This is a genomic window from Sphingomonas sp. GM_Shp_2, assembly GCF_026540875.1.
GTDB lineage: Bacteria > Pseudomonadota > Alphaproteobacteria > Sphingomonadales > Sphingomonadaceae > Sphingomonas > Sphingomonas carotinifaciens.
This window is the reverse complement of the sequence record NZ_JALNUQ010000040.1, coordinates 26,860-38,315: the sequence shown is the minus strand read 5'-3', so window position 1 is coordinate 38,315 and position 11,456 is coordinate 26,860. Positions and strand designations below refer to the sequence as shown.

14 protein-coding genes are annotated in these 11,456 nt (G+C 68.2%); 11 read left to right on the top strand and 3 right to left on the bottom strand.

Features of this window, described 5'->3' with window-relative positions; all coding sequences use genetic code 11:
* The first annotated feature begins 131 nt into the window (after positions 1 to 131).
* The 6 genes from ybgC (at position 132) to pal (ending at position 4,785) form a co-directional block, all read left to right on the top strand.
* Positions 132 to 602: a tol-pal system-associated acyl-CoA thioesterase gene (gene ybgC / locus OXR08_RS13560; RefSeq protein WP_276589503.1), complete on the top strand. Its 471-nt coding sequence runs from the start codon at positions 132 to 134 to the stop codon at positions 600 to 602.
* A complete protein-coding gene (tolQ, locus tag OXR08_RS13555; RefSeq protein WP_112381874.1) occupies positions 599 to 1,291 on the top strand; it encodes a protein TolQ in 693 nt (230 codons plus the stop codon). Before ybgC ends, tolQ begins: the two co-directional genes overlap by 4 nt.
* A 12-nt stretch (positions 1,292 to 1,303) precedes the next feature.
* Positions 1,304 to 1,747 carry a protein TolR gene (gene tolR / locus OXR08_RS13550; RefSeq protein ID WP_267350578.1) on the top strand — a complete coding sequence of 148 codons (444 nt, stop codon included), beginning with the start codon at positions 1,304 to 1,306 and terminating at the stop codon, positions 1,745 to 1,747.
* Positions 1,747 to 2,748: a cell envelope biogenesis protein TolA gene (locus OXR08_RS13545; RefSeq protein ID WP_112381876.1), complete on the top strand. Its 1,002-nt coding sequence runs from the start codon at positions 1,747 to 1,749 to the stop codon at positions 2,746 to 2,748. The genes tolR and OXR08_RS13545 overlap by 1 nt, the downstream gene beginning before the upstream one ends.
* Before the next feature lie 11 nt (positions 2,749 to 2,759).
* Positions 2,760 to 4,169 carry a Tol-Pal system beta propeller repeat protein TolB gene (tolB, locus tag OXR08_RS13540; protein WP_267350576.1) on the top strand — a complete coding sequence of 470 codons (1,410 nt, stop codon included), beginning with the start codon at positions 2,760 to 2,762 and terminating at the stop codon, positions 4,167 to 4,169.
* Positions 4,170 to 4,263: 94 nt separating this feature from the next.
* Positions 4,264 to 4,785 carry a peptidoglycan-associated lipoprotein Pal gene (gene pal / locus OXR08_RS13535; RefSeq protein ID WP_149682304.1) on the top strand — a complete coding sequence of 174 codons (522 nt, stop codon included), beginning with the start codon at positions 4,264 to 4,266 and terminating at the stop codon, positions 4,783 to 4,785.
* Between the two features lie 46 nt (positions 4,786 to 4,831).
* Here the strand turns inward: pal and OXR08_RS13530 are convergent, their stop codons facing one another.
* The 3 genes from OXR08_RS13530 to OXR08_RS13520 are packed head-to-tail and all read right to left on the bottom strand — an operon-like array spanning position 4,832 to position 7,805.
* Positions 4,832 to 5,689, bottom strand: a complete 858-nt coding sequence (locus tag OXR08_RS13530) for a S1/P1 nuclease (RefSeq protein WP_267350573.1) — start codon at positions 5,687 to 5,689, stop codon at positions 4,832 to 4,834.
* Positions 5,690 to 5,730: 41 nt separating this feature from the next.
* Positions 5,731 to 6,651, bottom strand: coding sequence for an isoaspartyl peptidase/L-asparaginase (locus tag OXR08_RS13525; protein WP_267350571.1), 921 nt, complete (start codon positions 6,649 to 6,651; stop codon positions 5,731 to 5,733).
* Positions 6,648 to 7,805 carry an acyltransferase gene (locus tag OXR08_RS13520; protein WP_267350569.1) on the bottom strand — a complete coding sequence of 386 codons (1,158 nt, stop codon included), beginning with the start codon at positions 7,803 to 7,805 and terminating at the stop codon, positions 6,648 to 6,650. Before OXR08_RS13520 ends, OXR08_RS13525 begins: the two co-directional genes overlap by 4 nt.
* A 61-nt stretch (positions 7,806 to 7,866) precedes the next feature.
* On the opposite strand from OXR08_RS13520, the gene ispG reads away from it, so the two are divergent.
* The 5 genes from ispG to OXR08_RS13495 all read left to right on the top strand — a co-directional run bounded on the left by ispG (position 7,867) and on the right by OXR08_RS13495 (position 11,125).
* Entirely contained in the window at positions 7,867 to 8,991 is a 1,125-nt protein-coding gene (gene ispG / locus OXR08_RS13515; RefSeq protein ID WP_112381880.1) for a flavodoxin-dependent (E)-4-hydroxy-3-methylbut-2-enyl-diphosphate synthase, read from the top strand.
* A 36-nt stretch (positions 8,992 to 9,027) separates the two neighbouring features.
* Positions 9,028 to 9,273, top strand: a complete 246-nt coding sequence (locus tag OXR08_RS13510; protein WP_267350566.1) for an AbrB/MazE/SpoVT family DNA-binding domain-containing protein — start codon at positions 9,028 to 9,030, stop codon at positions 9,271 to 9,273.
* Entirely contained in the window at positions 9,270 to 9,581 is a 312-nt protein-coding gene (locus tag OXR08_RS13505; protein WP_267350564.1) for a PIN domain-containing protein, read from the top strand. Before OXR08_RS13510 ends, OXR08_RS13505 begins: the two co-directional genes overlap by 4 nt.
* A 135-nt stretch (positions 9,582 to 9,716) precedes the next feature.
* Positions 9,717 to 10,628: a DMT family transporter gene (locus OXR08_RS13500; RefSeq protein WP_267350562.1), complete on the top strand. Its 912-nt coding sequence runs from the start codon at positions 9,717 to 9,719 to the stop codon at positions 10,626 to 10,628.
* Positions 10,629 to 10,654: 26 nt separating this feature from the next.
* Complete coding sequence (locus tag OXR08_RS13495; protein ID WP_149682298.1) at positions 10,655 to 11,125, top strand: GNAT family N-acetyltransferase; 471 nt, start codon at positions 10,655 to 10,657, stop codon at positions 11,123 to 11,125.
* The last annotated feature ends 331 nt before the right edge of the window (positions 11,126 to 11,456 follow it).

The window sequence follows — 11,456 nt, the reverse complement described above, 5'->3', positions numbered from 1 at the left end:
CGTCCGCACACCGCGGCTGGAGGTCGACCCCGCGATCTTCCGCATGGAGTGACCCGCCGCCGCTCTTGTGGAGGAAAGGTCGGACAAGCGGCTTCCTTCCGCCCGGCCATTGGGTTAACAGCCGCCTCATTATGCAGGAGAGCGGGCAGGATCAGCCGCTGGGCGGGCGGTTCGAGGGGCGGGAGCACCGATTGGGTGTGCGCGTCTATTTCGAGGATACCGACCTGTCGGGCGTGGTCTATCACGCCAACTATCTGCGCTACATGGAACGGGCGCGATCCGACATGCTGCGCCTGGCCGGGATCGACCAGCGGGCGACGTTCGAGGCGGGCGAGGGCGCCTATGCGGTGGCCGATATCGCGCTGCGTTTTCGCGCGCCCGCCCGGCTGGACGATGCCCTGCTGATCGTATCGCGGGTGCAGATGGTCAGCCCGGCGCGCGTCGTCATTCATCAGACAGTCAGGCGCGACCAGCATGTGCTGACGCAAGGCACCGTCACGGTCGCACTCGTCGGGTCCGACGGGCGTCCGCGGCGGCAGCCACGCGCCTGGACCGACATCTACCAACGCCTCGTCTGGCAAGGGGACACTCAACACCCATGAATCCCGTCTTCAACATGGATGCGGCCACATTGTCGCCGGTTGCGCTGTTCCTGCAGGCCGACTGGGTGGTGAAGGCCGTGATGTTCGGCCTGCTGCTCGCCAGCATCTGGACCTGGACGATCATTATCGCCTTTTCCCGCCGGCTGGGCCGGACGCGCAAGGGCATGGCCAAGTTCGAGCGCGATTTCTGGAAGGCGGAGGATATCGACGCCTTTCACCGGATCGAGGGGGGCAACGACCTGCCCTCCGCACGGGTCTTTGCCGCCGGTGTCAAGGAATGGCGCCGCTCGACCTCCAGCGGGCAGATCGACAAGTCGGGCACGCGCGAGCGCCTGGCCACCGCGATGGGGGCGGCGGTCGCCAACGAGATCGACACGCTGTCCGACAAGCTGAACGTGCTGGCGACGGTGGGATCGGTGGCGCCGTTCGTCGGGCTGTTCGGCACCGTCTGGGGCATCATGCGCAGCTTCACCGGTATCGCGCAGGCGCAGAATTCGTCGCTGGCGGTGGTGGCGCCGGGCATCGCCGAGGCGTTGTTCGCGACCGCGATCGGGCTGTTCGCCGCCATCCCGGCAGTGATCGCCTATAACCGGTTCAGCCACGGCGTGAACCGGATCGAGGCGGGGCTGAACCGCTTTGCCGATGGCTTCCACACGACGCTGAGCCGGCAGCTGGACGGTTCGCGGTAAGGGGGCGGAACGGTGGCGATGAACCTCCCTTCGCGCTCCGGCCGGGGGCGCAAGGCGCCGATGGCGGAGATCAACGTCACGCCGCTGGTCGACGTGATGCTGGTGCTGCTGATCATCTTCATGGTGACCGCGCCGCTGCTGACCGCAGGCGTGCCGGTGAATCTGCCCGACAGCCGCGCCAAGGCGCTGGAACAGGACCAGGAGCCGGTGCAGCTGTCGCTGGACGAGACGGGGCGCACCTTTCTGGGTGAGGACGAGGTGAGCGAGGGCGACCTGCCCGCCAAGCTGGCCGACATCGCCGCGCGCGCGCCGGAGGGCGGGCAGCCGCCGCAGATCTTCCTGCGCGCCGACCGGGGGCTGGATTATGGCCGGGTGATGCGGGTGATGGGCGAGCTGAACCGCGCCGGGCTGAACCGCGTCTCGCTGGTGACGGTGGAGGGGGGCGAGGCCCGCTGATGGACCGGGCCGAGCGCATAGGGCTGGGCGTTGCGGTTGCGGGGCACCTGGTGCTCTTCGGCCTGTTGTCGGTCGGCTTCCTGTCGACGCCGAACCCGGAAAAGCTGAAGGTCCAGCCGATCGACATCTCGCTGGTCAAGGACGTCGCGCTGGAGGCCGAGGCGCCACAGGCGGTGGAGGCGCCGGCCCAGTCGATCGCGCCCGAGGAAGGCGAGCCCGAGGACGCCGCACCGCCCGAGCCTGCCGAAGCGGAGCCCGAACCCACGCCGCCGGCCCCGGCGCCGCCCAAGCCGCAGCCGGCACCGCCGAAACCGGAACCCAAGCCGGTGCCCGCGCCGCCCAAGCCGCAGCCAAAGCCCAAACCCGCGCCGCAACCCAGGCCGCAGCCGAAAAAGCCTGCACCCGCGCCCGAAAAGGCGGCGCCGCAGCCAAAGCCCGCGCCGGTGAAGAAGCCGGCAGCACCGGCGCCTGCGAAACCCGCGCCCGCCAAGCAGGCGGCGGCGCCCAAGGCGGCCCCGGCCAAGCCCGCGACGCCGGCACGCGGCAGCGGCAAGAGCGAAACGGCGACCGCGACGAAACCGCGCGGCAGCCGGCTGGGTGACGATTTCCTGAAGGGCATGTCCGCCGAGCCGTCGCCGAGCAAGTCGGAGGCGCCGCGTGCCGCCAAGATCGGCGCGCAGGCCGCGGCCAATATCGCCTCGGCGATCCTGCGGCAGGTGCAGCCCTGTGCGAACCGGCAGGTGACGCCGGGGCCGGGGGCGGAGCGCATCCGCGTGACGATCAACCTGCGCCTGAACCGCGACGGCAGCCTGGCGGCGCGCCCGCGGGTGACGGGCCGCGACGGCGTGGACGACGAGAATCGCCGTTATGTCGACCGCGTCGACGACCTGGCGGTGGCGACGTTCGTGGGCTGTTCGCCGCTGCGCGGGTTGCCGGCAGAATTGTACGATGTTCCAGGCGGTTGGAGTAACTTCAACTTGCGTTACAAGCTTCCTGGGTGAGGATGAGCCTTATGATCCGCATGCCCCTTCGTGCCGTGGCCAGCCTGACGCTGGCGCTGACCCTCGTCACCTCCGCTGCGGTGGCGCAGGAGGACCCCGCCCCGGCGCCGCAAGAGGCCGCGCCGCAGCAACCGGGTGCGTTGCCCGCCGACCAGAACGGGCCGCTGGTGGTGGACGTGACCGGCGGCATCTCCGCGCCGATGCCGATCGCGATCCCGGCGATGCCGACCAATGCGGTGCAGCAGACCCCGGCGGGCACCACCGACGTGCTGGGCCGGCAACTCTCCGAGATCATCGCGAACGACCTGCGCAATTCGGGCCTGTTCACGCCGATCCCGCCAGCGCAGCTTCGCACCGTGTCCTTTCCGGAAGTGACCGCGCCCGCGTTCGATTACTGGAACGGCACGGGCGCCCAGGCGCTGGTGCAGGGTTTCATCCGCGCGAACGGCGACGGCAACCTGACCGTCGGCTGTTACTTGTACGACGTGTCGGCACAGACCGAGCTGACCCGGCAGGGCTTCGTCGTGCCGCCGTCCGACTGGCGGCGCGCGGCGCACAAGTGCGCGGATACCATCTATACCCGCCTGACCGGCGAGGGTCCGTATTTCGACAGCCGGGTCGTCTATGTCTCGGAAACGGGGCCCAAGGCGCGGCGCATCAAGCGGCTGGCGATCATGGATCAGGACGGGGCCAACCACCGCTTCCTGACCAACGGCCAGTCGATCGTGCTGACCCCGCGCTTTGCGCCCAACCAGCAGTCGATCGTCTACATGTCCTATGTCGACAAGCGGCCGGCCATCTATGTCTATGACATCGGATCGGGGCGGCAGCGGCTGGTGGTGCAGAACGCGTCGACGACCTTTGCGCCGCGCTTCTCGCCCGATGGTCGCTGGATCCTGTTCTCGATGGCGCAGGGCGGTAACACCGATATCTACCGCGTGTCCGCGCAAGGCGGCACGCCGCAGCGGCTGACCAATGCGCCCGGCATCGATACCGGCGGCAGCTACTCGCCCGACGGATCGAAGATCGTGTTCGAAAGCGACCGTTCCGGCGGGCAGCAAATCTATGTGATGAACGCGGATGGGTCGAACCAGCAGCGGATCAGCTTCGGCGGCGGGCGCTATGCCACGCCGGTATGGAGCCCGCGCGGTGACCTGATCGCCTTTACCAAGATCGCCGGTGCGTTCCGGGTGGGGATCATGAGCCCGACCGGCGGTGGCGAGAAGCTGTTGACCAATAGCTGGCAGGACGAAGGGCCGAGCTGGTCGCCCAACGGGCGCGTCATCACCTTTTACCGCTCGGGCCGGGGAAGCTCGGGCAAGGCGGATCTGTGGATGGTCGACCTGACCGGGGTCAACGAGCGCCGCATTCCGACCCCGCTGGACGGGTCCGACCCCGCCTGGGGGCCGCTGAGGCCCTGAGCACCGCGTCCCAAAAGGGTAGCGGAGCGCAGTGCCGGTAAAGGCGTTGTTCAAATAACGGGGTCGAAACGAGAATTTCTAGGGAGTGACCAAAATGGCCAGTTTGAAGACCACGCTTGTAGCCGCCACCATCCTTGTTGCCGTCGCCGGTTGCGCCAAGAAGCGCCCGGCCGACCTGCCGCCGCCGCCGGTGGACAATAGCGGACCCGTCGACCAGGGCGGCGCGACCGGCCCGACGACCGGTGCCGTGGTGCCGGGATCGGACGCGGATTTCCGCCGCTCGGTCACGTCGAACACGGTGCGGTTCGGACTGGACCAGTATGACATCGACCCGGAGGCGCGCGCGATCCTGGACAGCCAATCGGCCTGGTTGCAGCGTTATCCGAACGTGCGCATCACGATCGAGGGGCATTGCGACGAGCGCGGCACGCGCGAATATAACCTCGCACTGGGCGATCGCCGTGCGAACGCGGCCAAGAACTATCTGGCGGCACGCGGCGTCTCGCCGGACCGGATGACCGTGATCAGCTATGGCAAGGAGCGGCCCGAGGCGATGGGGTCGGACGACGCCAGCTGGGCGCAGAATCGTCGTGCCGTGACGATCGTTCTGAGCTGATCATGAAATAACCCCTCCCCGCTTCGGGGAGGGGCTTTGCGCGTGGTCAGCCCAGCGCCGCATCCAGCAGCTTGGCGAGCCGCAGGCCGCCGCGGCGGATCTGTTCGCGCTCCAGCGGCGCCAGTTTGGCGATGTCGGCGTCGGTCATCTTGAGGCGGGCAGGCGTCGGCTGGCACGGGTCGCCGTGCATCGCGGTAGCATAAGCCTCACGCGCGACCGCCCAATTCTCGCGGCTCCATGTGGTTGCATCGCCCCTGCCGAGCTTTGCGCGGGTGGCAGCGGGATAGCGGCGGATCAGGCTGGGCGGGGTGGAGATAGCGCGCTCGGCAAGCAGTCCGTCCCAGATCGAATGGAGGTTGAGCCGAGTGGGCGCGTAGATGCCGTAATCGGCATGGGCGTCGTTGCCGCCCTTGTCCCCCTTGTCGCCGGCATGCAGCGGCTGGTGCAGGTCGCCGACGAAATGGACGAGGAACGCCAGTGCCTTGACCCGCTCGACCGCGGGCGCGCGTCGGTTCTTCAGGATCGCCTGTTGCCGCGGGATCTGGGCCGAGACGCAGTCGCCGTCCTTGCAGGCGGGCTCCAGCGTGAAGGGGCCGCAGATGTTCACGTTCTGATAGTGCCAGCTATAGGCATAGCCGAAGCGCGACTGGCCGTTCGCATCCTTCAGCGGCTTGATGCAGTCGGGCCAGACACTGGCGTCGGCGATGGTGCGGACGGGGCAGGAGGGCGTGTCGAGCTGCCCCTGCGCGCGTAAGATGCGGGTGACGGCCGTCCGCGTGTGCGGCGATACATTGGCCCAGGCGATCCGGGCGACGGTCTGGTGGCCATAATCCCAATAGGCGTTGGCGGGCTGAGACAGGGTGAGGGCGCCAAACGCGGCGACGACGATACGCGAACGGTTCATAGGGCTGGTGCCTTAGCGACGCGGCAGACCCAAAGAAAGCGTCAGCCTTCCTCACCATAAAGCGCGACCTGGCGGACCCCGTCGGGCCCGGCGCGGCCGCGATACATGCCGGCGGTGGTCATGCTCCAGGCGGTGGTGCCACCCGGCGCGGCGACGATGACGCCGCCGGTGCCGCCCATCGCACGGACCTCCGCCAGCACGGTATCGGCGGCCTGTTGCGGCGTGTCGTTCGTGAAGCGCAACCGGGCGGCGATCTCATGCGCGACGCCCTCGCGAATGAAATATTCGCCCGCCCCGGTGCACGAGATGGCGGCCGCACGGTCGTCGGCATAGGTGCCTGCGCCGATCAGGGGCGAGTCGCCGATCCGGCCCCAACGCTTGCCGGTGACGCCGCCGGTCGAGGTGGCGGCGGCGACATGGCCATGGCTGTCGGTGGCGACCGCGCCGACGGTGCCGTACTTCATGTCGATGTCGAAGGCGTCGGCGCCCCTGGCCTGCATCTCCTCCAGTTGCCGGCGGCGCTCGGGCGTGGCGAACCATTCCGGCGGCGCCTGTTCCAGCCCCTGGCCGCGCGAAAAGGCGTCGGCACCGGGGCCGGCGAGAAAGACGTGCGGGCTGTGGTCCATCACCGCGCGGGCGAGCGCCACGGGATTGCGGGTGGCGGTGACGCCGGCGACGGCGCCGGCGCGGCGGTCGCGCCCGTCCATGATCGCGGCGTCCAGCTCGTTGGTGCCCCCTTGCGTGAAGCAGGCGCCGCGACCGGCGTTGAACGAGGGCGCATCCTCCAGCACGCGCACCGCCGCCTCCACCGCATCGACCGCGCTGCCGCCCTGGCGCAGGATCGCCTCGCCAGCGTCGAGCGCGGCGGCAAGCGCGGCGCGCGCCTCGCTATCCTGCCGGGATGTCAGCACGTCGGGCACGATCCGGCCGGCGCCGCCGTGGATCATCAGGGACCAGGTCATGGAGTTTTCCTCAGGGTGGGGCGCAGGCCTATGAGCGGGCGCGCCCGGGGGATCGCACGGCCGGCAAGGTAGAATGTCCAGCAGCCGGCGATCGTCACGGCGGCCAGGACGACCGCGTCGAGGGCGAGCGGCAGGGCGGTGCCACGCAGCCAATAGGCGACAACGACGATGATCGTCTGGTGGATCAGGTAGAAGGGGAACACCGCCTCGGTCAGCGTGCGGCGCCATGGGTGGTCATGGTTCCAGAAACGTTCCGCCACGCCGATCAGCGCGACGATCGCCGCCCAGGCCTGCACCGCGCGCGTGGCGGAAAAGGTGAGGCCCGCCCAGTGCGGCCCGCGCGCCAGACCCGGCCAGCGCCATTCGAGATCGGCCGCCAGCAGATAGGCGGCGAGCGCGACGATCGCCGCCGGCCACCACCAGCGGCGAAACGTGGCGAGTACCCGGTCCGACCCCGCCATCGCGAAGCCGAACAGGAAGGCGGGCAGGTAGAGCGCGTGCGCCAGGGCGTCGTCGATCAGGCCGTGGGTTTCCGACTGGCCGACGAACAGCCACATGTTGACGGCCAGCAGCCAGCCGAGCGGCAGCACCAGCCCGCCGATGCCGCCGAATACGCGGTCGTACAAGGCCTGCACACGGGCGCCCCACCGGCCGCCGATCGCGAGCAGCAGCGCGATGGCGACGGTGTAGACCCAGAGATAGCCGACGAACCAGAGATGGTTCCAGGCGGGCAGCGACACGCCCGCGAGCAGGCGGAAGCCGAAATAATCGTGCAGCCAGAACCGCAGGAAAGGGGCGTCGTAGCCATGCTGGGTGACCAGCTCGACCCAGCTTTGCGGAGGCACGAGTACGGCGATGCCGAAGGCCAGCGGGATCAGCAGCCGGATGCTGCGCCCCTTCACGAAGCCGAGCAGGCTGGTGTGCCGGGTCGCCAGCGCCCGCGTCGCATAGCCCGATACCACGAACAGCAACAGCAGCCGCCACGGGTTGGAGGCCAGCATGGGCAGGGTGACGAGCGGCACCGTGTCCAGCCGGACGTGAAAGCCCCAGGGCACGAACACCATGCCGATATGGTAGAAGATCAGGATCGCGAAGGCACCGACGCGCAGCCAGTCCAGGCCGAGATGGCGGGGGATGGGGGACGCGGGAACCATATCGCAGGCTCGGTACAGCATCGACTTTGAACCGCAACCTCAGGCGCGTATATAGGCGCTTATGTCCATCCGTCCCTGGCGCGACATCGTCCGCCGCCCGAGCCGCCAGATCATGGTCGGCAACGTTCCCGTCGGCGGCGATGCGCCCGTCACCGTGCAGACGATGACGAACACGCCGACATCAGACCCGGTCGCGACGATCAACCAGATCCGCCGCTGCGAGGATGCGGGCGTGGACATCATCCGCGTGTCGTGCCCCGACATCGAATCGACCGCCGCGATGAAGCAGATCGTGCGCGCATCGCGGGTGCCGATCGTCGCGGACATCCATTTCCACTACAAGCGCGCACTGGAAGCCGCGGACGCGGGGGCGGCGTGCCTGCGCATCAATCCCGGCAATATCGGATCGTCGCAGCGCGTGGCGGAGGTGGTGCGCGCCGCCAAGGCCAATGGCTGTGCGATCCGCATCGGCGTGAATGCAGGCTCGCTGGAGAAGGACCTGCTGGAGAAATATGGCGAGCCGTGCCCCGAGGCGCTGGTCGAATCGGCGCTCGACCATATCAAGCTGCTGCAGGATCACGACTTCCACGAATATAAGGTCGCCGTGAAGGCGTCGGACGTGTTCCTGGCGGTCGCCGCCTATCAGGGGCTGGCCGAGGCGACCGACTGCCCGTTGCACCTGGGCATCACCGAGGCGGGCGGCTTTGTCGGCGGCACGGTGAAGTCGGCGATCGGCATCGGTTCGCTGTTGTGGTTCGGGATCGGCGACACGATCCGCGTTTCGCTGTCGGCCGAGCCCGAGGAAGAGGTGCGCGTCGGCTTCGAGATCCTGAAGTCGCTGGGCATCCGCAACCGCGGCGTACGCGTCGTCTCCTGCCCGTCCTGCGCGCGACAGGGATTCGACGTGATCCGCACCGTCGCCACGCTGGAGGAGCGGTTGCAGCATATCCGCACCCCGATGTCGCTGTCGGTACTGGGATGCGTGGTGAACGGACCCGGCGAAGCGCGCGAAACCGATATCGGCCTGACCGGCGGCGGCAATGGCAAGCACATGGTCTATCTGTCGGGCATCACCGACCACACGGTGGAGGACGCCGACATGGTCGACCACATCGTGAAGCTGGTCGAGGCAAAGGCGGCGGAGATCGAGGCCGCGGAGGCGGCACGCGCGCTGGCGGCGGAATAGTAGGCTTGCTAGTTTTCGGTCAGCGGAGACATTGTCGTGACCTATCATGCAAAGGTGACACCGGGCGGCAAAGTGGTCATCCCCGCGGAACTACGCCGGGATCTCGGCATACGCGACGGTGACTCGCTCATGTTCGAAAAGGATAAGAATGGCGGCTTGAGCGTGAAGACCTTCGAGCAAGTCGTGCACGAGGAGCAGCGACGTTTTCGCGCGGCAGTCGGGCCGGATTACTCGGTTAAGCAGTTTCTCGCCGATCGCGGGTCGGATTGGCCCGCCGATTGAGCGCCGTTCTCGACGCGTCTGCCCTGTTGAGCGTCCTGTTGGGTGAGAGAGGCGAAGACATCGTTGTTCCGGTGCTGCGCGGCAGCGCGATGTCTGCGGTGAATATATCCGAGTGTTGTGCGCGTGCGCCCGAACGGCGAGCCGCTGCAGCGGCGGTGCTGAAGGCGATCGAACGGTTCGAGATCGATGTCGTGCCGTTCGATATGACACAGGCGGTGCGTGCAGCAGAGCTTCGCGATGATACCCGGCGTCTGGGCTTTCTCTGGGTGATCGGGCCTGTCTCGCCTTGGCCGAGCAGCGGCGGGTGAGGCTGTTTACCGCCGACGAGCGCCTGTCGCGGGTCAGTATCGGTATCGAAATCCTGTTGATCCGCTGACGCACAGTTACGCGAACTTTGGTTCGTCCGTGGGAAAGCACCGGACACCGTGGTAGCGCTGCCGGCTATGGCGCATCGTGATCCTTCGCATCAGCTTTCTCCGGCGCTTGCCTTTGCCGTGGCGGCGGCGGGGATCGGGCTGTTCTCGATCATGGATGCGTTCATGAAGTCGCTGGTGCTGGGCCTGGGCGTCTACAATGCGCTGCTCTGGCGGACGATGCTGTCGGCGGGGATCGGCGGCGCGGGCTGGGCGATGGGCGGCGGGCGGCGGCCGTCCGCACACGCCATGCGGCTGCACGTCGCGCGTGGCACGATCACCACGGGCATGGCGCTGTTGTTCTTCTGGGGGCTGGCGCGGGTGCCGATGGCACAGGCGATCTCGCTGACCTATATCGCGCCGCTGCTCGCGCTGTTGCTGGGCGCGGTCTTTCTGGGCGAGCGGGTGGGGGCGCGGGTGATCGCGGCCTCGATCGCGGCGCTGGGCGGGGTGGGCGTGATCCTGCTCGGCCAGATGCGGATGACGTTGGGGCCGGAGGCGCTGGGAGGCGCAGGCGCGATCCTGGCCTCGGCCGTGCTGTATGCGGTGAACCTCGTCGTCGCGCGGTTGCAGGCGCAGGCGGCGAGCGCGCGCGAGATCGCGTTCGTGCAGTCGGCGGTCGTCACGCTCCTGCTGCTGCTCGCCGCGCCGTGGCTCGCGGTGGTGCCGCCGGTCGCCGACTGGTGGAAGATCGCCATCGCCGCGACGCTGGCGACGGGATCGCTGCTGCTGCTCGGCTGGGCCTATGCGCATGGCGAGACCGGATATCTGGCGACCACCGAATATACGTCGTTCCTTTATGCCGCGGTGCTGGGCTGGGCGGTGTTCGGCGAGCATGTCGCACCGACCACGCTGGCCGGTGCGGCGATCATCGTCGTCGCCTGCCTGATCGCCGCTCGCCGCCGCGACGTGGCACGTGCCGCGATCGAGGCGGCCGCCTGATCCTTGTCCCTTCCACCGAGAGTGCCATGATCCGACCTGCGACACCGGCCGACGTGCCTGCCATCCTGCGCTTCGTGCGCGAATTGGCGGCGTTCGAGCGTGAACCCGATGCGGTGGAGGCAACCGAGGCGATGCTGGCCGATGCCTTGTTCGGCACATCCCCCGCGGCCGAGGCGGTGATCGCCGAAATCCACAGCCAGCCAACAGGTTTTGCGCTGTTTTTCCACAGCTTTTCAACATGGACCGGCCGGCGGAGCCTGTATCTGGAGGACCTGTACGTCACGCCCGAGGCGCGGGGGCAGGGGCTTGGCGCCGCGATGCTGCGGCATCTCGCCGGGATCGCGCTCGATCGCGGCTGCGCGCGGTTCGAATGGTCGGTGCTCGACTGGAACGCGCCGGCGATCGCCTTTTACCGGGCGATGGGGGCCGTGGGCATGGAGGAGTGGACCGTGCAGCGGGTGAGCGGGGAGGCGCTCAAAGCACTCGCGGGACGCTGATCGCTTTACGCTCCCGTTGGGCGTTCGGCTTTGTGGCGGTGATTTGGTTCACGCGAAGGCGCGAAGACGCGAAGAGGTTTGGTTCACGCGGAGACGCGGAGACGCGGAGAAGAAGGAGGGATCGCTTGGAGGCGCGGCGCGTGCCTTTTTGAGCCGAAGGCTCATGTTCAGCGCGGGCGGATTTTTGTCTTCCGATCGCGGGGGCGCGGCGGGGGCGCGGTATGCGCAACCCTCTGCGGCCTCCGCGCCTCCGCGGAAATCAAATTTCTTCGCGTCTTCGCGTCTTCGCGTGAACCAAGAAGCAAGCACTGCCGGGCGGCCCCTCACCCCC

Coding starts and splice junctions, on each gene's coding strand:
- tolB (WP_267350576.1), top strand. CDS start 2,760: ATGATCCGCATGCCCCTTCGTGCCGTGGCCAGCCTGACGCTGGCGCTG.
- OXR08_RS13530 (WP_267350573.1), bottom strand. CDS start 5,689: ATGAACCGTTCGCGTATCGTCGTCGCCGCGTTTGGCGCCCTCACCCTG.
- OXR08_RS13545 (WP_112381876.1), top strand. CDS start 1,747: ATGGACCGGGCCGAGCGCATAGGGCTGGGCGTTGCGGTTGCGGGGCAC.
- OXR08_RS13495 (WP_149682298.1), top strand. CDS start 10,655: ATGATCCGACCTGCGACACCGGCCGACGTGCCTGCCATCCTGCGCTTC.
- ispG (WP_112381880.1), top strand. CDS start 7,867: ATGTCCATCCGTCCCTGGCGCGACATCGTCCGCCGCCCGAGCCGCCAG.
- OXR08_RS13500 (WP_267350562.1), top strand. CDS start 9,717: ATGGCGCATCGTGATCCTTCGCATCAGCTTTCTCCGGCGCTTGCCTTT.
- tolQ (WP_112381874.1), top strand. CDS start 599: ATGAATCCCGTCTTCAACATGGATGCGGCCACATTGTCGCCGGTTGCG.
- OXR08_RS13520 (WP_267350569.1), bottom strand. CDS start 7,805: ATGGTTCCCGCGTCCCCCATCCCCCGCCATCTCGGCCTGGACTGGCTG.
- ybgC (WP_276589503.1), top strand. CDS start 132: ATGCAGGAGAGCGGGCAGGATCAGCCGCTGGGCGGGCGGTTCGAGGGG.
- OXR08_RS13525 (WP_267350571.1), bottom strand. CDS start 6,651: ATGACCTGGTCCCTGATGATCCACGGCGGCGCCGGCCGGATCGTGCCC.
- pal (WP_149682304.1), top strand. CDS start 4,264: ATGGCCAGTTTGAAGACCACGCTTGTAGCCGCCACCATCCTTGTTGCC.